Source organism: Alkalitalea saponilacus (assembly GCF_900168165.1).
Lineage (GTDB): Bacteria > Bacteroidota > Bacteroidia > Bacteroidales > Marinilabiliaceae > Natronoflexus > Natronoflexus saponilacus.
In genome coordinates, this window is sequence record NZ_FUYV01000014.1 from 110,340 (window position 1) to 131,276 (window position 20,937).

A 20,937-nucleotide genomic window follows, 5' to 3' on the forward strand; every position below is an offset into this window, starting at 1 on the left:
GGCTTGTCTTATGATAAAACTCCTCGATTTAGCTTCTTATTAAAACTCCTATTTTTTACTTTCAGACGTAAAAATAAACATCAGAAGCAGTTTTCTTAACAAAAATGTACATCAATCGATTTACATTCCAACCTCCGGGTTCTGTTCTCATGTCTCCTACATTTACACCATTCCGGCAAAGCCCATAAATGCCAATGCCATAATTCCGGCAACAACAAGAGCAATGGGAGCTCCTTTCATGCCTTCAGGCACGTTCATCAAATCAAGTTGTTCGCGAATTCCAGCGAAAGAAACCAAAGCTATTCCAAATCCAACCGCCGAAGCAATAGAGAATACAACAGCCTCAACTATATTGTAATTGTTACTTACAGTCATAATGGCTACACCAAGAATGGCACAGTTGGTTGTGATTAATGGCAGAAAAACACCAAGAGCCTGATACAAAGGAGGACTCACTTTTTTTAGCACGATTTCCACCAGCTGCACCAGGGATGCAATAACCAAAATATAGGATATGGTTTGCATAAACCCAATGTTGAACGGAATCAGAATCAAATTCTGGATAAAATAAGTAACAATGGTAGCAATAACCATTACAAAAGTAACAGCCCCGGTCATGCCCACACCGGTCGAAATTCTTTTGGAAACTCCTAAAAATGGACAAATCCCAAGAAACTGAGCCAGAACTATATTATTTACAAAAATGGCTCCTATTATAATCAAAAAATAGCTGGTCATAGTTCTAAATTTTTATGCTTTATTAACCCTGTTAAGAATGGCAATGAGGTATCCCAATCCGATAAATGCTCCGGGAGCAAGAACAAACACAAGCATTCCGTAATCTTCCGGGTAAATACTTAACCCAAATAGCATCCCGCTTCCCAAAAGTTCACGCAAGCCTCCAAGCATGGTTAAAGCCATGGAAAACCCAAGTCCCATCCCGGCGCCGTCGATAATAGACGAAATCAGATTGTTTTTTGAAGCAAAAGCCTCCGCACGTCCCAACACAAGACAGTTTACCACAATCAAAGGAATAAACAGTCCCAATGCATCAAAAAGTGCAGGAATATAGGCTTCCATAACCATCTCAACGATGGTAACGAATGTAGCAATAACCACTATAAAAGAAGGAATCCTTACCTTATCAGGAATAAAACCCTTAATCAGCGATACAACGATATTTGCCATTACCAGTACAAAAGTGGTGGCCAAACCCATTCCAAGGCCGTTAACGGCCGAGGAAGTTACTCCCAATGCCGGACAGAGTCCTAATAGAAGAATAAATACAGGGTTTTCCTTGAAAAATCCTTTGGTAAAATTGTTCAGTTGGTTCATTGTTCGTCTCCTTCCCAATTTTCGTTTTGTGTCGTTGCAGAACTTGCTGCATCAGTATTTTGAGTATATGTTGTGTAAGCCACTTCAATGGCGTGCAAAAATGCACGTGCCGTTATGGTTGCCGCGGTAATGGCATCCACCTCTCCTCCATCCTGTTTTACAAGAAGAGTTGAAGTTCCCGGGTTCTTTCCAAGAATATTTTTGCTGTCGTCGCCATCATCCTGTGATATTCCGAATAATCTGTTGAAAAAAGCTCTCACGGCCCCAACTTCACCCTCGCCTTCGGCATCGTCGGCTGGTTTAAACCAGTCGTACATTTTTGTACCTAAGCCCGGAGTTTCCCTGTGCTCCAAAACTTCGTAATTGATGATGGTTCCATCCGTCTCCATGCCAACCATAACTTTAATATCACCGCTAAAACCGCGGTTGGTCATGGTCTCAATGGCTACTCCTATTAACTCATCTCCTTTTTTTGCAGGAAAAACCTTTAAGGTAAATCCTTCGGCCGACTCCAATTCGTACATTTCGGCAGCCGGGTCGTTATCGAATCCGGGTACAACCAGTTTAATCGCCGATTGCTGTTTGGCCACAGCAGACGCCTCAATGGGTGCTTTTGTAGCCTCGTATATGAACCCAAGTGAACCTGCCGCAACCGACGTAATCAGTATAAGCGTAAGTACCATGTTGGGTAATGTAGATGCGCGTTTGCTCATTTTTACTGTTATTTTTTTAGTTTTACGCTTTTTTTGCTGCTACCTTTTCTCCAAAATGTTTGGGTTTCATGTATTTATCAATTAAAGGAACAAATGCATTCATAATCAGTATGGCAAATGATATTCCTTCAGGGTAGGCACCCCATACACGAATCAAGACGGTTATTACTCCAATTCCCACTCCATACAAAATCATTCCACCTGTGGCCATGGGAGAGCTGGAATAATCGGTGGCCATAAAAATGGCACCCAAAAGCAAACCTCCGGTTAACATGTGGAACATTGGTGATGCATAAGCATCAGAGTCTGCAAGGTGAAGAATCCCGGTAAACACCAAAACAGAACCGACCACAGCCACCGGAATATGCCAGGTAATTATCTTTTTCACCAACATATATATCAATCCTATCACGAGAGCCACACCGGCAATTTCTCCGGCTGAACCTCCCATCACACCTAAAAACAATTCAAGATAAGATGGGACTTCAGCCAATACTTCAGAGAAAGGCTTTCCGGTAATCAGTCCTTCTTTCATGATTGATAATGGTGTGGCGCCAGTTTCTGCATCCAGATAGCTGAAACGCGAATCGATTGGCTTTGGCCAGCTGGTCATTTGAACAGGATAAGATATCAGCAAAAACACCCGGCCAACCAGAGCCGGATTAAAAGGGTTCTGTCCCAGTCCTCCGAAAGACATTTTTCCCATTCCGATAGCAACCGCAGCTCCAATTATGATTAAAGCCAACGGAATATTGGTTGGCAGGTTAAAAGCCAATAAAATACCAGTTACAATGGCTGACCCATCGGTAATGGTTGTTGGCTTTTTTAGTATAAATCGTTGGATCAGATGCTCGAACAACACACATGCCAACACGGATGTAAGTGTTACAACCAATGCACCAATTCCGAAAAACCATACAGAAGCAGCCAGAGCAGGAATCATTGCAATAACCACCCCATACATATTCTTTTTTACGGAATCGCCACTATGAACATGTGGTGATGGCGATACGATTAGTCTCTTCATAACAGATATATCAATTATCGGGAAACCCCTGTTTCTATTTCGTTATTATAAAAAATCTGCAAATCGGAAATCTATATTAAGAAGGCGTCAAAGACAAGGCCTGCGAAGTCAGAAAAAACGGAGTTTAACTTGTGTAAACGAGTATTTTTCTGACGAGTAAAACGCAGTATTTGGCGTTTTCTTGATAAAGATTATTTGATTCTGCTTCTCATAATCTGTCCTACCTTTCCCTTACCCAATCGAATATAATCCAGTAAAGGACGATTAGATGGACATGTAAAACTGCATGATCCACATTCAATACAATCCATAATTTTTTCCTCTTCAGCCCGGTCATGAATCTCTTTTTCTGCCAGTGTCATCAATAAATATGGCGACAACCCCATGGGACAAGCAGATACGCACTTTGAACAACGGATACAATACTCAGTTTTTCCTCTACCTGCAATTTTTTCAGGAACAATCAACACACCTGAAGTCCCTTTGGTTACAGGAACATCCAATGATGCCAAAGCTTTACCCATCATTGGACCACCAGCTATCACCTTACCTGTGTCTTCCGGTAGTCCACCAGCTGCCTCTATCAGAGCAGAAATGGGAGTTCCGATTCTTACGAGAAAATTCCCGGGATTCTTTACCGACAATCCGGTTACGGTTACAATTCGCTCAATCAAGGGTTTACTTTTCTGCACCGCTTCATAAACAGCATATGCAGTTCCAACATTATGAACCACAGCGCCTACTTCAATGGGCAGTTTCCCTGAAGGAACCTGACGGCCAATACAAGCATCGATCAGCTGTTTTTCACCTCCCTGAGGGTACTGAACTTTTAATGGTTGAACGGAAATTCCATTATATCCTGAAACGAGTCTTCGGATATGCTCAATGGCATCCTTTTTATTGTTTTCAATTCCAATAATGGCACGATCTACAGAAAGAGCTTTCATCAGCAGGCTAACACCAACCAGCATCTCTTCTCCCTTTTCAAGCATAAGGCGATGATCGCTGGTGAGATAAGGCTCACATTCAACACCATTTATGATTAAGACCTCGCAGGTTTTCCCGGGCGGAGGCGACAATTTTACGTGAGCAGGGAATGTTGCACCTCCCAAACCAACAATACCGGCCTCTCCAATGCGCTTAACAATTTCTTCCGCCGAAAGTGTTATTCCTTTTCTTATAGAGTCAGATCTATCAATATCGGCCATCCACTCATCTCCTTCGGTTTTTATAATAATGGCTTGCCGCTTATACCCTGATGCATCCAGAATGTCATCAATTTTAAACACCTTTCCCGATACCGGTGAATGAATGTTGGCAGATACAAACCCTGAAGATTGGGCAATAACCTGACCTACCTTTACTTCGTCCCCTTTCTTCACAACCGGCGTACCGGGTGCGCCGATGTGCTGGCTGATTGGGATCACCACTTCTGCGGGAACCGGCAAAATCTCTGTGGCTTTTGCGGCAGATAACTTATTCTCTGCCGGGTGAACGCCTCCAAGTGAGAATGTCTTTAACACGATGAATCCTCCTTATTTTTGTCTGAACAGGTTATGTCGGAAAATAATCCAACCTTTTGTCACCAGTTCATTTTAATTTTCTATGTTCGCTAATCTAATATTACTCTGCCGGTGTTGTTTCCGGTTCTTCCTTCTTCACCTTTGGTTTTGGCGGCGGAAAATTTAACTCATGAATGGCTTTTGTAGGACATTCAGGAACACACTTGCGACACAACTTACATTTTTCATAATCAATATAAGCAAGATTGTCCTTCATTTCGATGGCATCATGCGGACATACCTTGAAACATTTTGAACATCCGATACATGCCACTGCACAAGCTTTCTTTGCGGGAGCTCCCTTATCCTTATTGACACAACTCACAAAAATCCTACGACTCTTTGGCCCCTTTTTTCTAAGTTCAATGATATTCTTAGGACAAGCATCAACACATGCTCCACATGCCACGCAGTTTTCTTCAATAATTACAGGCAAACCGGTCTCATCATCCATATACATGGCATCAAATTTACAGGATGTAACACAGTCGCCCAGTCCGTCGCACCCAAATGCACAACCGGTTTCTCCTCCATAAAGAGCAGAAACGACAGCGCAAGTCTGTGCTCCCTGGTAATTGGTTGTTTTCGGAGCATGCTCACAACTTCCGTTGCAACGAACCACAGCAACCATTGGAATGGCGGCGCCTGCTTCTTTGCCGAGAATACCAGCTACGGCATTCATTGTATCAGCTCCTCCCACCGGACAATTCATAGATGATATGTCATCTGCCTTTACCAATGCCTCGGCAAAAGCTCTACAACCCGGAAGACCACAACCTCCGCAATTGGTAGCCGGCAATACCTCTTCCACCTCATCAATTCGTGGATCTTCAAACACCTGAAATTTCTTTGATGCTGCATATAGTATCATTGCAGCAATGGCACCCAATCCGGCCAAACTTACTATTGTTATCAGAACAACGCTCATAATGGTTATTCGTTTATGGTTTTAATCGTGAATGTAAATGATTTGCGCATGGCTTTCCCCGCCAGCTTAATAATAAAAAAATAGGGCACCAGTACCATTAAGGACAGGAACCCAGATAAATTTTCGTTGCCGGTTACCGTATAAGTAACAGCAAGAACAACCAATACCAAAACCACAGGCAACACATAAGCCAGTAAAGCTGCTTTTAGCCCCTGTGAATCGGTTCCTACCACCATCACATGCTGTCCGGGTTTCACATTTTCCATCGACTCAACATCGATCTCCTTCTCCTGAGAATCGGCCATGGTACAAGCACTTTTGACATGGCATGAAGCACAGGCCGATTGGCTGACAATCTTAACTTTAATCTGATTGCCACAAACCTCTTCAACTACTCCTTCGTGTTCGATTTTTTTCATTTCAGCCTATAGTTTGATTTGGCCGTTGCAAAACAAAAGTATGTAATATGAACGATATTTTATACGTAAAAATATCAGTTTCAAGTAGTTTTTGTTTAGAATAAATAAAAATAAGAAGACGTTAAAAGATGTTACTTTCTGAATTTGAGATGATTATTTTGCAATCCAGAGATTACAAAATGCATAAAAAAATGAAATATTTATCTTTCGTTTTATTTCACGGCTGAGTGTTTCTCAACTAATCATCCCCCAGTTAATTTTTGCACGAGCCAGTTTGGTTAACTGGCGGTTGAGTATTTGATTATCTGGCTTCTCAAGTAATGGGTCATTCTCAAGAACCTCTTCAGCTACCTGGCGTCCCATTTGCAAAATCCGGGAATCGCGGGTGAGATTAGAGATTTTCAGGTCAAATGGCAAGCCCGACTGTTGAGTTCCTTCCAAATCACCGGGGCCACGCATTTTCATGTCTGCTTCAGCTATTTCGAAACCATCATTGGTGCGCGTCATGATTTCCATGCGCTTTCGGGTCTCCTCAGCAAGTTTAAATGAGGTCATTAATATGCAATAACTCTGTTCTGCTCCCCTGCCAACCCGGCCACGCAACTGATGAAGTTGCGACAATCCAAATCGCTCCGCGCTTTCGATAATCATGACCGACGCATTGGGCACATTTACACCAACCTCAATCACTGTGGTAGCAACCATAATTTGAGCTTCACCTGAGGCAAAAACATGCATGGCTTTATCTTTTTCCGAAGGCTTCATACGCCCATGAACCATCACCACTTTGCACTCCGGAAATGCTCCCTGCATATATTCATAACCTTCCGAAAGGTTTTTGAAGTCCATTTTTTCCGACTCTTCAATCAATGGATAAACCACATACACCTGCCGTCCTTTGCTAATCTCTTCGCGTAAAAAACGATTGAGCTGGTTACGCCGGTTGTGAAAATAGTGCATGGTTTGAATTGGCTTTCGCCCCGGAGGCAGCTCGTCAATAACAGAAACTTCAAGATCGCCATAAACAGTCATAGCCAACGTACGTGGAATTGGAGTAGCGGTCATAACCAAAACATGAGGTGGATTCAGATTCTTTTTCCATAAACGCGCTCTCTGCTGCACACCAAAACGATGTTGCTCATCGATAACCACCAGGCCAAGTCGATTAAACACCACAGTGTCCTCAATTAGCGCATGTGTTCCAATAAGAATTTGTAGTTCACCACTTCGCAGTTGCTCGTCAATGCGAACACGTTCCGACTTTTTTGTGGAACCGGTGAGCAATGCCACATTCACATCTAATGCTTCTACCTGTGCAGCGATGGTTTCAAAATGCTGAGTGGCCAAAATCTCCGTAGGAGCCATCAGGCAAGCCTGAAAATCGTTATCGAGAGCAATTAGCATCACCATTAATGCCACCAGCGTTTTTCCGCTCCCCACGTCACCCTGCAAGAGACGGTTCATTTGGCGTCCGCTTCCCATGTCGTGTCGCATTTCACGGATTACACGCTTTTGCGCACCGGTCAATTCAAAAGGTAAGTGTTGGGAATAAAACTGATTCAAATATCCTCCCACTTTTGTAAAAGTATGTCCTTTTATATTGAAAGTCCGTTGATTTTTCAAGCGAAGGATGTTGAGCTGAATATAAAACAACTCTTCAAAAATAAGTCTGAACCTTGCTTTTTCAAGTGACTGATTATCGCGAGGAAAATGAATGATGCGTAATGCATCATTCAATATGGTTAAACGATATTTTTCAATAATATGAGCAGGCAGCGTTTCCGGGATTTTCCCCTTATAACTCTGAAAAAGATTATAAACCAGTTTATGAATGGCCTTGGAGTTGAGAAAATTACTTTTCATCTTCTCCGATGTGTTATAATGTGCCTGTAAACCCTGTTGAAGTAAGGTTTTAGATTCTTCAAACCTATCCATTTCGGGATGAACAATGTTGATGACTCCGTTAAAAACCGAAGGTTTTCCAAATACTATGTAAACAAAATCGCCGTTGATACTGCTTTTCACAAACTTTAATCCCTTAAACCAAACCAACTCCACGTTTCCGGTACCATCGGTAAAGTTGGCCACCATTCGCTTACCTCTTCCCTCTCCTATTGTACGCAGAGAATTAACGCGACCCTTTAATTGAATGTGCTGCATGCCGGATCTGACTTCACTGATGGTAAAAATCCGGCTTCGGTCAACATATTTGTATGGGAAATAATAGATTAAATCTTCGTATGAAATGATACGAAGTTCTTGTTTCAGCAGGTCGGCTCGTTTTGGTCCGACTCCGGGAAGATACATAATATTTAAAGTGGACAGCTCTGTCATGACAAGATTCAAAAATAGTGCAAAGCTTTGAGGCTACCAAGCATTCCAACAAACATGAGCGTTATCACCAACAAAAAAAGTCTGTAGTACGGTAAAATGGCTATATTTACCCAAAATTTTCAGAAAAGTGAACTGGTTTCAGATAAAACGACACATACCATACCTTCTTGCTCCCAACCACTGGAAGGGACACGGCATACATTCGCCTTTTGTTTTTGATTTGGTTGGAAACCTGATGCAGGAGAAGCATCCCTATTACAGCTTTGTAAAAATCAATGCATGGCGCATTGCTCTTTTAAAAAGCAGCCACTCCATTGAGGTTAAAGATTTGGGAGCCGGTTCATCGGTTACAAAACGCAGAAAAAGGAAAATTGCCGACATAGCCAAAAACTCCTCCACACCGGCCAAATATGGAGAATTGATGTTCAGGTTGGTTTCAAGATTTAAACCCGCAAACATTCTTGAGTTGGGAACCTCATTAGGCATTGGAACCCTTTATTTGGCCATGCCTGATAAATCGTCAAAAGTAATTACCATTGAAGGATGTCCGAAAACAGCAAAAATTGCACAGCAAACCTTTGACAGAATGGAGGCTGTAAACGTAAATATCATCAATGGAAACATTGATGATGCATTACCCGAAACCATCCATTCGCTGGAAACGCTCGATTTTGTCTATTTTGACGGAAATCATAAAAAAGAAGCGACCCTAAAATACTTTAATCTCTGTTTGGAAAAAATCAACAACAATTCCATTTTTGTTTTTGACGACATACATTGGTCAAAAGAGATGGAAGAAGCGTGGGGAAAAATCATTGCACATCCTGAAGTAACTGTTTCCGTTGATATATTCAGAATGGGACTGGTTTTCTTCAGGAAAGAAAACCAGAAAGAGCATTTTACAGTACGATTCTGAATCTCTTATAAACTTCGTTAAACCAAATAGCCAAAAGCCTGTCAAAACAGAAAGATTAAAACAAAGCAAACATGTCGAAATACGTAATTGAGATTGAGAACATAGAGAAAAACTACCAGGTAGGCACACAGGTAGTACGTGCGTTAAGAGGAGTTACAACTAAAATTGAAAGAGGCGATTACGTGGCAATTATGGGGCCATCCGGTTCAGGAAAATCAACCCTGATGAATATCATTGGAGCATTGGATACCCCATCGGCCGGAACTTATATCCTCAACAACCATAATGTAAGTCAACTTACCGATGACCATTTGGCCGAAATCAGAAACCGGGAAATTGGCTTCGTATTCCAGACTTTTAACCTACTTCATCAATATTCTGCATTGGAAAATGTAATGTTGCCGTTGGTTTATGGCGGTGTTCCAAAGGCAGAACGAATAGAAAAAGCCAAAGAAGCTCTTTCAAAAGTGGGTCTTGAAGACCGGATGACGCATAAGCCCAATGAACTATCGGGAGGACAAAGACAACGGGTAGCGGTTGCCAGAGCACTGATTAACAACCCGTCCATTATTTTGGCCGATGAGCCAACCGGAAACCTCGATTCAAAAACTTCAATTGATATTATGCGACTTTTCAATGAAATACATTCAGGCGGTAACACCATCATACTGGTAACGCACGAAGAAGACATTGCTCAACATGCACACCGGATTTTACGTTTTAGAGATGGAGAAATAGAACGAGATGAACGAAATGCAGACATAACTGCAATGGTATAAAAACAAAAAAAAGGGTTCGTGAGAACCCTTTTTCATTTATGGTTGTTATATTGTTTTCTGAAAATGCAGAGATTTCAATTTGAAATGACATAGAAAGGATGCACCCGTTTCGGGTCGATTAATAGTGAAACAATATAAACATATGAAAAAAAGTTTAGTATATACCAAAACAGGCGACAAAGGATCAACGGGATTAATAGGTGGCACCAGAGTTTCTAAAAATGATTACCGATTAGAAGCCTACGGAACTGTGGATGAGTTAAATTCAAACATAGGAATGATACGCTCATACCCGATTGACCAGGAATCCATCGATTCCATCATCAGAATTCAGCGCCAGCTTTTTACCATAGGTTCATACCTGGCAACCGATGAGTCAGTTTCAGACTTACGCACAAAACTGAAAACCGAGGAAGCAGAGATAGAGTTCATGGAACTTGAAATGGATAAGATGGAATCAAAGCTGCCTCCTTTATCCAATTTCGTTCTTCCGGGCGGGCATCCCGCAGTGGCTCAATGTCATATCTGCCGCACCATTTGCCGACGAGCAGAGCGAAGAATCATCACCATGCAATCTCAAACAACTGTTGACGAATGGGTTATTAGGTACGTCAATCGTTTATCTGACTATTTCTTTGTTTTATCGCGCCATTTAACGAATTATTTCCAAATAAATGAAATTCCATGGGTTTCTGGCTTGTATGATTGATTTTTTTTTATAATTTCGCCGAAAAGAAGAAAAATCTTAGATCATAACCATAAAAAACAATCCCTATGTATTGGACTCTTGAATTAGCTGCGAAGCTCGAAGATGCACCATGGCCGGCCTCTAAAGATGAATTGATTGATTTTGCCATTCGATCAGGCGCACCTCTTGAGGTGATTGAGAATCTTCAGGAAATTGAGGACGAAGGAGAAATATACGAAAGTATTGAGGATATTTGGCCGGATTATCCAAGTAAAGATGACTTCTTCTTTAACGAAGATGAATATTAGATTAATTCCGAATTATTTATATTTGTTGTCCGCCTGATTTTTAAGGAACTACTCAATATATAATACTTAATTCGGACAAAAAGGAAATACGGTTAAGAAAAAATGAGAATTCAAAGGCATGAGTCCTTTACTTTTGTCTCCGTATAAAACACAAAAAAGCTACCACCAGGTAGCTTTTTTATTTATCGTGAAGGGATATTTCTGTCGAAAAGAAAATCATCATAATTAACCCGGCCCTCTTGAACTGGCGGAGCATCATGAATAAAAATATCCTCCTTCCTTTTAGGGCGGTAATCCTCCAGCCATCTGAAACCACTTAAGCGTTTTGCATCGGGAGAAACTAAGGCAGGAGGATTCAGATTTCCGGCAGGTTGTCGACGCAAAATAATCCCTGTTACCTGCTGATCTTCAAGCAAGATGGTCATATTGCTTGACTCTGCTCTGTTCATTCCTATCACTACATCATCCTCTTTTGGATAATATATGGTTTGCCCGTTCCCATCCACATCTATACGGTAAAGCTGATTATCACGAATATGCCCAACCATGTGGTTTCCCTTAATCTGATTATATCCAATGGTATCTTCAGGAGCAATAACAAAGGCATTGTTAATCAACTCAGTTTTATACAACGCATTATTTCTGGTAAAAAGTCTGATGATATCTGCACTCATCTGATTTCCCATAGCCCACAGAACAGGGTCAATATAAAAACTATTGATTGAATCCCGAAGATCGTAAACCATAGAATCGCATCGTCCCTGAAAATCCTCCCTGAAAAATTTCACATTGCGGTAAGCTCTGATAATTTGAAGTTCTGTATCCGGAATGGGGTCAGCACGTAAAGTGTCGGCATGCAGATAGAGAGTATCATTCTGATGAATCTGTTTCAGCACGGCTCTTTTCGTTGCCAGTGCCTCCTTTGTCAGCTCATTATAAAAACCATAATCACCAGTAATAATAATGTGATTGGTGGTATCCTGTAGAAACATATTTGAAAATACCTCTCCAAACCCACTGTTACGGTCATAAAAAATAGTGTCGCCTGAAAGGAACTGCTCCTCGCCTTTGATCCATCCATTTTTTTCCAGACGGGCTACATCATTTTGAGTGTCGTAAAAACCGGCTTCAGCATAAATGATATTCCTCTCGCTTTCGATGGTGGTTGGGCCGGTAATTTTAACAATCTCGGTTAACGTGTAGTAGACAAGAGTATCTGAATACATGAAGTACTCAGGGTTGGTTACGACCACATCTTTCTGAAAATGAGCCTCCTCTGTGCGGGGATAATAATAACCATAAACACTTTCCAAGATGTTATCTCCACTCTCTATCAGTCCTCCATTAAAATAATATGCCACATCATTGCGACGATCATAATCGAGATGCTCTGTTCGCAAAACAACATCATTGTTTACCAGACGTACGTTTTCTCGTATCATAGCAATATCGGTATCTCCATGGTAATGGAGAATATTTCCGTAAAGATGAATAGAGTCGTCCTGAATAATATGAATGGAGCCATAGGCGTGCATTTTATTTTCAGCGCGATGAAAGAATGCACTATCACAATGCATCAAGGTGTTATGATGGCGAAACCGTACATTGCCAAAAAGAGCCTGAACGTTTCTTCCGAAACGTTCAGAACCTTCCATATAATCTGCATGTTCAATATTAATAACAGTCCTTCCGGGTTGCTCCTGAGCTGTTAACAAGCCAAGCCAGAGAACTGCGATAAGAATAAAAAATATATGCCTGGCCTTCATCGTAATAGATCCTCAGACTTTTAGATAATTAGAAACAAGTTACGAGCATATCTTCAATTTTCAGCAGATTGCACATCAAACAGAGGCATGATTTACATCATTAAAATGTATGAATCCTGTTTAAATATCCAAATACCACAAGAGTGCAAAAATACAACTCTGCTTCTTGGTTTAGATTTTTGATCACTCTAAAAATCCACGGAACACAAATTCATTACCTGCTCCTATAATCCCCAAAACTATTTAACCCATCCCTTATGTTCAAACTGACAGTTGATCCAATTCGGACTAATGGTGATATAAGTCTCTCTTTGTCGGCGAATGATCCAATCAATAAATGCCTCCTCACGTTTTTGGTTTTCAAGCATGGTTTGGAGCAACTGATAATCGTCCCTGATGTTAGCCCTATGTGATTCCGTTCTGGATTTCAAGCGTACAACGGCAAAATAGTTCTTTCCAAGACGTTCGTTCATCAACTCGAAAGCGCTGGTCACGTCACCAACTTCCATTCTTTCTAGTTGTCGGGCAATGGCTGGAAGAATATGCTGAATTTCAAATTTTGTGGATTGGTTTCTGGGGTTAATCATTACACCTCCATTCAATCTGGTCTCCTTGTCCATGGAATGAAACAAAGCTGCTTCTTCAAAAGATATTTTCTCTTCTCTGATTAAATTTGCAATAGAATCGGCTTTCTGCCTAGCTTTGGACACCTCATCTGCTGAGGCACGTGGGCGTAATAAAATATGGCGGACATTAATCCTGTCACCTTGCCGCTCAATCAATTGAATGATATGGTATCCAAACTCAGTTTCAACAATCTGACTTACCCTATTAGGATCCTGTAAGGTAAAGGCAACCCTGGCAAATTCAGGAACAAGCTCTGCCCTTGTCATATATCCCAACTCACCGCCTCTTGCTGCACTCATCTGATCCTCTGAAAACAAAACTGCAAGAGTAGCAAAATCTCTTCCTTCATTAATCTGTCGCTGGAAATCACGCAGGCGAGTTTTAATACGTTCCTCTTCATCAATGGAAACCTGTGGTTCAACAGATATTTTTTGAATTTCGAATTGAGCTGGTACCATTGGAAGACTATCTTCAGGCATGCGTCGGTAAAATGCACGTACTTCGGCAGGTGTTACACGAACATCATCGGTGATGATTCCCTGCATTTGTTGCGTCAGCATCTGGTTTCGTACCAAAACCCTTTGTTCCCTTCTGATCTGATGCAAGGGCTTATTGAGCCATTCCTCAAGTCTCTCCCTGGATCCGGCACGATTTATAAACTCATTAATCTGTCTGTCAACGTTACTAATCACCATGTTTTCACTAACATCAACACTATCAATTTTTGCCTGTTCAAGCAAAAGATTTTGAAGAAGAAGCTGTTCAAAAATGTGGCACTTCATATCTCCCGGGAAAGTTACACCCTGCATTCGAGCTTGTTGATACTGGTACTCAACATCTGATCTTAAAACAGGGTTATCACCCACAACGGCGATTACTTCATCAATAACATTGGATTGAGACTTCAGAGAAGAGATTCCAAGTATTAATACAACTAATAGTAAAAAACAACGATTCAGTACAGACATGTTCTGGTTTTTGCGTTCAAAATTAAATAAACTAATGAAAACTAACGATTTTTTCTCTTAATGCTTCGTCATATAAATCCTGTCCCAATTGTTGCAGAAACTCTACTCGCTTCTTATTCAACAATATGGCCTTTATCCGGTCTTCGACAAATCCAAGCGGAGCAGTGCTTCCGGCCAGTTTATAATCATAAACTGCCAGATAGTAATTATACTGAGAATCTGAAGTTTCATAATGTCTGGAAAACCTCAGAAATCTTTCTTCATTTACAATAGGTTCAGGAAGGTTAAAATTAATTCGGCTAAAAGGAATCCAGTTTTCAATAAACTGGTCATATTTTCGTGCATACTGAAACGAATATGCCTCCATGTTAACTATATCCTCCCCTGTTCCTGATCGGTACCACCTTCTTAACTGATCCTGATTTGGCGCATTAATTGGCACCTTAATAAAAACCCCTTGTATAATATTTTCATGCAACCGAAAGTTATCTCGCATTGAATTATAATACTCCTCTATTTCGCGACTGGTTACCATGGGGGAGTGCTTTTGATCAAGCATTTTTTGCTGGTATAAATGAACCAATAAGGAAGTCCTGTATTCTTCAAGTAATTGCTCTACGTTTTTTTCATCGGATGTTAAGTTCAATTCGGCTTGACGCAACATTAGCCTGTTACGAATCCATCGTCCAATGAAATCCTCCGCTATGGCCATACTGTCCTGTGGACTGATGTTATCGGGAACTGCAGCCTGCAATTCCCCCCTTGTGAGTGAAACTCCACCTACGGTAACAATCGGCTTGCTATCGGGGCCGTTTTCTGTGGTTCCACATCCGAAAACCAACAGAATTAAAAATGATAACTTTATAATGTTCGATATCTTCATAACTATTCCCTTTGCCGGGGGTACATTTTGCATAAAAACCTGAAGATTCTTCTAATTCTTCAACAAATTAAAATTAAACTCTGGTTCATGTTTTTCTCGTAAACCAATAACCCACAGTTTTTCTTTATATCGCTGATAACTGCTCATAACATGCCCCAGGATTTCACGATAAGGTATTGGTTGCGGTTCCAAAATCACACCTGCCCAATACAGATCACCATTGGCTTTGCTGAATCTGTTCCCCTCAGGCAGCTTCTCAGAATTTAATGGGTTTGTTGCATCAGATACAAATTCAAACAAATCTGTCTCACACCGGTAACAATCCGGCGAACGAGAGTTGTCCTTCAATATCTGTACCAAAAAATCACGTCCCTGCCTGTTTATCTCTCTGTTTACACGACGCAACAAGCGACGTGTTTTCACCTCACATATCACTCCATCCAGCTGGTATGGAGTTGAGAACTCATCAATGTTATTCCTGTAATGATTCTGCAAAGCTATGGTGTCTGAACCAACATTTTGCCATACTTCATTATTGCTGATTTCAAAAATCAAAAGGCCATCGTGATATTCATTGATCAGGTATCTGTATTCCGGGTTATTCTTTGCCATATCCCGGCGTTCCACAGCAATGATGGTTTCATGAATTAACTCATCCATAATCTTCTCAACCGAATTATACCCGGTCTGAATATTAAAAGTTTGATGATTTTTCAGAGATAACACAAACTCCTTCAAACTCATTTTTTTATCAAAATAACTGAAAAGCAAATCATCGTTGTTACTCAAAGAATTGTTGTAACTCAAAGAATTAAAAAAGCTGGAATTATCTGTTTCTCCTCTGGCTTTTGATTTCATAAGATTCACCAAATCTTGATTCAGATAAAAATTGCTTTCTTTTCTTTTCTGCTGAACAAATGAGACTTCACCGGTACGGTTGCGTCCGTCCCTTCTCATCATATTCATGATGTTGTTTCTGTTTGAAGCATAATCTCCTATTGGGGAGACTTCCAGTCTTTTAATAATATGCCATCCGAAATCGGTTAATATAGGTTCAGAAAAATCACCATCATTTTCCAGAGCAAATGCAGCAAAGGCAAACTCCGGAACCATTTCCTGCAAAGTAAACGGTCTCATCTCCCCTCCGTTATTTGCGGAATTTTGGTCATCGGAGTAATTTGCAGCCAATTGCGCAAAACTCTCTCCTCCTCTCAAAACCTGATATATTGAATCAATTTCTGTTTTAAATCCTGCCTTAACCTCATCGCTAGCATTTCGGGGAAACATTTTCATTATGTGAGCTACACGAATGCGTCCCGGATTAGGAATTTTTTCATGTACTTTTATGATATGATAACCAAAATTTGTTCTGATGATGTTTGAAACTTCACCTACCGGGGTGGCAAAAGCTGCTTTTTCGAATGGATAAACCATTCGAAATGCGGAGAAATATCCAAGCTTTCCCTGATTGTTTACAGCCGAAGGATCTTCAGAGTATCGGGTAGCCAAATCGCCAAAATTTTCCCCGGCAATTACACGGTTTCTCATATCATTGATTTTATTCCAGGCTTTAACTGTATCTGAAGGAGTAGCAGTTTCCTCAACCCGGATTAAAATATGGCTGGCATTAACGATCCCCTGCATATGAACAAATGCTTGCCGCGCTTTATTTTCAAGGGCAGCAGAATCTATTAAAAATGAAGCCTTTAAATCTTCAGCATATTGATTAAACTCCCTTTTAAACGAAGCTGTTGTATCTAAGCCCTGGTGGATGGCTTCCACGACTTTTAATTTATAGTCAATAAAGCGGTCAGCAAACTCAAGCGGGGTTTCAGTAAAATTTGGCAGATGTTTATTTTTGTTGTAAACGTGCCAAAATTCACCTTCCGAGAATTCATGTTCCCCGATTTGCAGTATTGTTTCATTGCCTTGGGATAAGGAGACCACCAACATAAAAAACAACCCTGAAAATAAGCATGCGATTCGTTTCATTGGAAAGTAATTTTGATTATTAATTGTTTTAGAATTATCTTATAATACAACCTGTTTTCCAAAGAAAACAGGTTAGAAAATCTTATTATTGCTTTGAATCAACTTTGTTTTAAATTCTTAATCCAGTTGTATCAAAAAAGCGCGAAAAATTAATCATTTTTCCAAAACCAAACAATTAAATCCGCTTGTTTAATAAAAAAGGAAAGGGGAAACTTATTCTGGTTTCCCCTTTGCAAAACAAGTTTTGCAAAACCTCAGGTTCTAATTATCTCGAATAATTTGGTGCTTCTGATGTAATGGTTACATCGTGAGGGTGCGACTCCTCAACCCCGGCATTGGTAATTCTCGTAAATCCGGCCTGATGTAATGATTCTATATTTGAAGCTCCGCAATATCCCATTCCGGCTCTCAACCCGCCAATCAATTGATAAATAACTTCGTAAAGTGTTCCTTTATAAGGAACACGGGCAGAAATTCCTTCAGGAACCAGTTTCTTGATGTCGTCTTCCACATCCTGGAAATAGCGGTCTTTGGATCCTTTTTGCATGGCCTCAACAGATCCCATCCCTCTGTAAGTTTTGAACTTTCTTCCATTGAAAATGATGGTTTCACCAGGCGATTCCTCAACTCCTGCAAACAGTGATCCGGCCATTACTGAGTAGGCTCCTGCAGCAAGCGCTTTAACGATGTCACCACTATAACGAAGACCTCCATCGGCAATTAAAGGAACTCCAGAACCTTTAAGAGCTTTGGCTACTTCGTAAATGGCCGATAACTGGGGTACACCCACACCTGCAATGACGCGGGTTGTACATATAGATCCGGGTCCAATACCAACTTTTACTCCGTCGGCACCTGCTTTAACCAAATCCTTCGCAGCTGAAGCGGTAGCAATGTTGCCCACCACAACGTCCAGTTCAGGATATCTGCGTTTGGTCTCTTTTAAGGTTTCAATAACTCCTTTGGAGTGTCCATGAGCGGTGTCTATAATAATGGCATCAACATTTGCTTTTACCAGCGCATCAATCCTGTCAAAAGTATCGAAAGTAACACCAACTGCCGCTGCAGTTCTCAACCGACCTTTTTCGTCTTTACAGGCAAAAGGCTTGTCTTTTGCCTTCGTAATATCCTTATAGGTCACCAAACCTATCAGTTTATTATCCTTGTCAACAACAGGAAGTTTCTCAATTTTATGTTTTTGAAGGATGGCAGCAGCACTTTCCAGATCAGTGGTTTGATTCGTAGTAATCAAGTTTTTTGTGGTCATCACCTCATCAATGGATTTATTCATGTCGGGCTCAAACCGTAAGTCTCTGTTGGTAACAATCCCCACCAGATAACCATGCTCATCAACCACAGGAATTCCTCCGATTTTGTACTCGCTCATAAAGGCGAGTGCATCACCCACTGTGCTTCCTTTCAAAATTGTAACAGGGTTATAAATCATCCCGTTTTCGGCACGTTTTACTACTTCAACCTGTCTGGCCTGTTCTTCTATGGTCATATTCTTATGAATGACACCAATACCCCCTTCACGTGCAATGGCAATAGCCATGCGCGCTTCTGTAACGGTATCCATTGCAGCTGAAACAATGGGGGTATTCAATAAAATATTTCTGGAAAATGATGAAGCAAGATTTACTTCACGCGGCAGAACTTCCGAATAAGCGGGAACTAACAATACATCATCAAAAGTTAGTCCGTCTGATACAATTCTATCTTCAATAAACGACATGGGAGAAGCTTTTTCTTTGTTGTAAATAAATTTTGGCAAAGGTACATAAAAATATCAATTTCATAAGGCTCAAAATGGATTAAATCATTAACATATTACCTATCGAGAATGTTATTTTTTCATAAAAAAACATTTGCCCATTGTGAAGCAAACACAGATTTTGAAAGCGATATCTAAATATGCACCATTTTTATTGAAATCAACACAGGCATATGAAATGATCGTAAATTTTATATATTTGTGTTCACCGGAGATAGAGGTTCCATTTTTTTCAGAAGATTTTGAATCTCATTTTCAAATGGCAGGAATCATGCAAAAAGCTTTAGGAATTTCAGTATTCCCCCTCCCCGTTGCCTTAAATACAAGAATGATTCCTTAAGACCTTACCGGTTAAACAACTAAATATATTGCACTTATGAAGTCTTTACAAGAAGGAGACATCGTGAATAATAATTATAGAATTGAATCTACAACTGGATCTCCGTTAAGGATCCCCAACCATCACGCACCGGTTTGGAGAACTGCTATTACCATATTGGTTTCGTTTCTTATGGTTGTGGGCTGCGGTTCCAACAGAGAAGAGGAAGCCGGCGAAAGGTTGCAGGAAGCCATTTCCCTAAAGGAGAAAGGAAACTTCAACCTTGCAAAACTCAAACTTGATACCCTTATTCATCAATACAAAGATCAGGCAGAGTATGCGCAAAGAGCGCGAACGCTTTTACGACAAATCAATATCAGCGAACAGGAACGAAATCTGACCTTTCTGGACAGCATGTTGGTCATACAAGAGGAGACTTTGCAACCCATGCTGCGAAATTTTATTGTCAGCGATGAGTATGGTTCAGAAAAAGTTTTTATTCACAGACGACAAAGACCTGAAAACAGTTTCAACAGAACTTATTTGAAAGCGAACCTGAATGAATCGGGGGATTTTTTCATATCCAGTCAATACCATGGCACAGAATGGATTCATCACGAGCAGATAAGAGTCTATTTTAGGGGAGAGTCTGTCTCTTCCATTAAAGTAGAAGAAGATGGATTTAACAATCGCAGGTTTGAAGATGGTCAGTCCAAGTGGGAAATTATTCATTTTAAGGATGGGAAAGATAACGGCATAATCGACTTTATAGCAACCAACTGGGATCAGCCATTAAGAGTGCAGTTCATCGGTAGAAGGCATGAGTATATCATTATGGAACAATTTGACCGGGAAGCCATTCGTGACGGATATGAAATATCATTTATTCTGAAAGAAATTCAAAGGATAAAAGATGAAAGAGAGAAGGTGAAAAGAACCTTAAACAGACTGATAAAGAGTGAAAACTAAATTCGTACTACCAATCTAACAAAACAGCGATTATTTATACCAGTTCCAAATAATCTATAAAAAAAACAGTTTCACATCATATATTCCCCTGTTGATCAAAAAAGGGGTGCATTTGGCTTAAAGCGATTGTATTTTTACACAATGATTACAATAAAAAAAAGCCAAATCATGAGGAAATATCTACTGATAGGAATCTTTTTTCTCACCTGTTTTTCTGCATATGGTCAGATTCAAATTACCGACCAAAATACAACTCCTGAATTCGAACAAAACCAGGCTTTTGCCATAGATATTTCGTGGCTTGATGTCGCAAGCCCGCTTGGAACATTTCCTGATGATTACAGCATCATTATTCTGTCCGGCTCCAATTATTCATCTGACGGTAGTAATATTACTCCGGACAATAACTTTACAGGAACTTTATTGGTCAGACTTCAATTAACAGATGGAGATGCAGAACTTAGCAATGAATATGATTTTGAAGTAACCATCTTCGAACCTGAGGCTGATTTGAGCATCATTAAATCGGTAAATCAAGGAACTCCAAACGTGGGATCAAACGTGGTGTTCTCCATTACGGTATTCAATGGTGGGCCAAGTGATGCCACAAACGTAGTCGTTACCGACAAT

The 20,937-nt window shown here is 40.5% G+C and carries 19 protein-coding genes; 6 read left to right on the top strand and 13 right to left on the bottom strand.

Translation table 11 applies throughout. The annotated features are described in order from the left end of the window. Nucleotides 1–162: 162 nt before the first annotated feature. The 8 genes from B5X70_RS11995 to recG all read right to left on the bottom strand — a co-directional run bounded on the left by B5X70_RS11995 (nt 163) and on the right by recG (nt 8,318). Nucleotides 163–738, bottom strand: a complete 576-nt coding sequence (locus B5X70_RS11995) for an electron transport complex protein RnfA (protein WP_079558144.1) — start codon at nt 736–738, stop codon at nt 163–165. Between the two features lie 12 nt (nt 739–750). After that, entirely contained in the window at nt 751–1,335 is a 585-nt protein-coding gene (gene rsxE, locus B5X70_RS12000) for an electron transport complex subunit RsxE (RefSeq protein WP_079558145.1), read from the bottom strand. Then, nucleotides 1,332–2,048, bottom strand: a complete 717-nt coding sequence (locus tag B5X70_RS12005; protein WP_079558146.1) for an RnfABCDGE type electron transport complex subunit G — start codon at nt 2,046–2,048, stop codon at nt 1,332–1,334. The genes rsxE and B5X70_RS12005 overlap by 4 nt, the downstream gene beginning before the upstream one ends. Nucleotides 2,049–2,070: 22 nt before the next feature. Then, entirely contained in the window at nt 2,071–3,075 is a 1,005-nt protein-coding gene (locus B5X70_RS12010) for an RnfABCDGE type electron transport complex subunit D (RefSeq protein WP_079558147.1), read from the bottom strand. 191 nt (nt 3,076–3,266) lie between these two features. Further along, nucleotides 3,267–4,598: an electron transport complex subunit RsxC gene (rsxC, locus tag B5X70_RS12015; protein ID WP_079558148.1), complete on the bottom strand. Its 1,332-nt coding sequence runs from the start codon at nt 4,596–4,598 to the stop codon at nt 3,267–3,269. Nucleotides 4,599–4,698: 100 nt separating this feature from the next. Next, entirely contained in the window at nt 4,699–5,565 is an 867-nt protein-coding gene (locus B5X70_RS12020) for a Fe-S cluster domain-containing protein (protein WP_079558149.1), read from the bottom strand. A gap of 5 nt (nt 5,566–5,570) precedes the next feature. After that, the gene (locus B5X70_RS12025; protein WP_079558150.1) at nt 5,571–5,984 is read right to left on the bottom strand and encodes a SoxR reducing system RseC family protein; all 414 of its coding nucleotides are present in this window, start codon (nt 5,982–5,984) and stop codon (nt 5,571–5,573) included. A gap of 234 nt (nt 5,985–6,218) precedes the next feature. Next, complete coding sequence (recG, locus tag B5X70_RS12030) at nt 6,219–8,318, bottom strand: ATP-dependent DNA helicase RecG (protein WP_079558151.1); 2,100 nt, start codon at nt 8,316–8,318, stop codon at nt 6,219–6,221. A gap of 127 nt (nt 8,319–8,445) precedes the next feature. Between recG and B5X70_RS12035 the strand changes: the two genes are divergently transcribed. The 4 genes from B5X70_RS12035 to B5X70_RS12050 all read left to right on the top strand — a co-directional run bounded on the left by B5X70_RS12035 (nt 8,446) and on the right by B5X70_RS12050 (nt 11,009). Then, nucleotides 8,446–9,234, top strand: coding sequence for an O-methyltransferase (locus tag B5X70_RS12035; protein WP_232468366.1), 789 nt, complete (start codon nt 8,446–8,448; stop codon nt 9,232–9,234). Nucleotides 9,235–9,305: 71 nt separating this feature from the next. Next, nucleotides 9,306–10,013: an ABC transporter ATP-binding protein gene (locus tag B5X70_RS12040; RefSeq protein ID WP_079558152.1), complete on the top strand. Its 708-nt coding sequence runs from the start codon at nt 9,306–9,308 to the stop codon at nt 10,011–10,013. Nucleotides 10,014–10,155: 142 nt separating this feature from the next. Beyond that, complete coding sequence (locus tag B5X70_RS12045) at nt 10,156–10,722, top strand: cob(I)yrinic acid a,c-diamide adenosyltransferase (RefSeq protein ID WP_079558153.1); 567 nt, start codon at nt 10,156–10,158, stop codon at nt 10,720–10,722. Nucleotides 10,723–10,787: 65 nt separating this feature from the next. Then, nucleotides 10,788–11,009, top strand: coding sequence for a DUF2795 domain-containing protein (locus B5X70_RS12050; RefSeq protein ID WP_062128219.1), 222 nt, complete (start codon nt 10,788–10,790; stop codon nt 11,007–11,009). A 182-nt stretch (nt 11,010–11,191) separates the two neighbouring features. Here B5X70_RS12050 and B5X70_RS12055 read toward each other — a convergent pair whose 3' ends face one another. The 5 genes from B5X70_RS12055 to guaB all read right to left on the bottom strand — a co-directional run bounded on the left by B5X70_RS12055 (nt 11,192) and on the right by guaB (nt 18,980). Continuing rightward, entirely contained in the window at nt 11,192–12,775 is a 1,584-nt protein-coding gene (locus B5X70_RS12055; RefSeq protein ID WP_079558154.1) for an OstA-like protein, read from the bottom strand. Nucleotides 12,776–13,014: 239 nt separating this feature from the next. Next, entirely contained in the window at nt 13,015–14,370 is a 1,356-nt protein-coding gene (locus tag B5X70_RS12060; RefSeq protein WP_079558155.1) for a peptidylprolyl isomerase, read from the bottom strand. Nucleotides 14,371–14,401: 31 nt separating this feature from the next. After that, nucleotides 14,402–15,253: a hypothetical protein gene (locus B5X70_RS12065; RefSeq protein ID WP_079558156.1), complete on the bottom strand. Its 852-nt coding sequence runs from the start codon at nt 15,251–15,253 to the stop codon at nt 14,402–14,404. Nucleotides 15,254–15,304: 51 nt separating this feature from the next. Next, nucleotides 15,305–17,245 carry a peptidylprolyl isomerase gene (locus B5X70_RS12070; protein WP_079558157.1) on the bottom strand — a complete coding sequence of 647 codons (1,941 nt, stop codon included), beginning with the start codon at nt 17,243–17,245 and terminating at the stop codon, nt 15,305–15,307. A 265-nt stretch (nt 17,246–17,510) separates the two neighbouring features. Then, nucleotides 17,511–18,980, bottom strand: a complete 1,470-nt coding sequence (guaB, locus tag B5X70_RS12075; protein WP_079558158.1) for an IMP dehydrogenase — start codon at nt 18,978–18,980, stop codon at nt 17,511–17,513. A 415-nt stretch (nt 18,981–19,395) separates the two neighbouring features. Between guaB and B5X70_RS12085 the strand changes: the two genes are divergently transcribed. Continuing rightward, entirely contained in the window at nt 19,396–20,307 is a 912-nt protein-coding gene (locus B5X70_RS12085; RefSeq protein ID WP_232468367.1) for an outer membrane protein assembly factor BamD, read from the top strand. A 168-nt stretch (nt 20,308–20,475) separates the two neighbouring features. Next, the coding region (locus tag B5X70_RS12090; RefSeq protein ID WP_200812614.1) for a DUF11 domain-containing protein at nt 20,476–20,937 on the top strand (462 nt) is incomplete at its 3' end.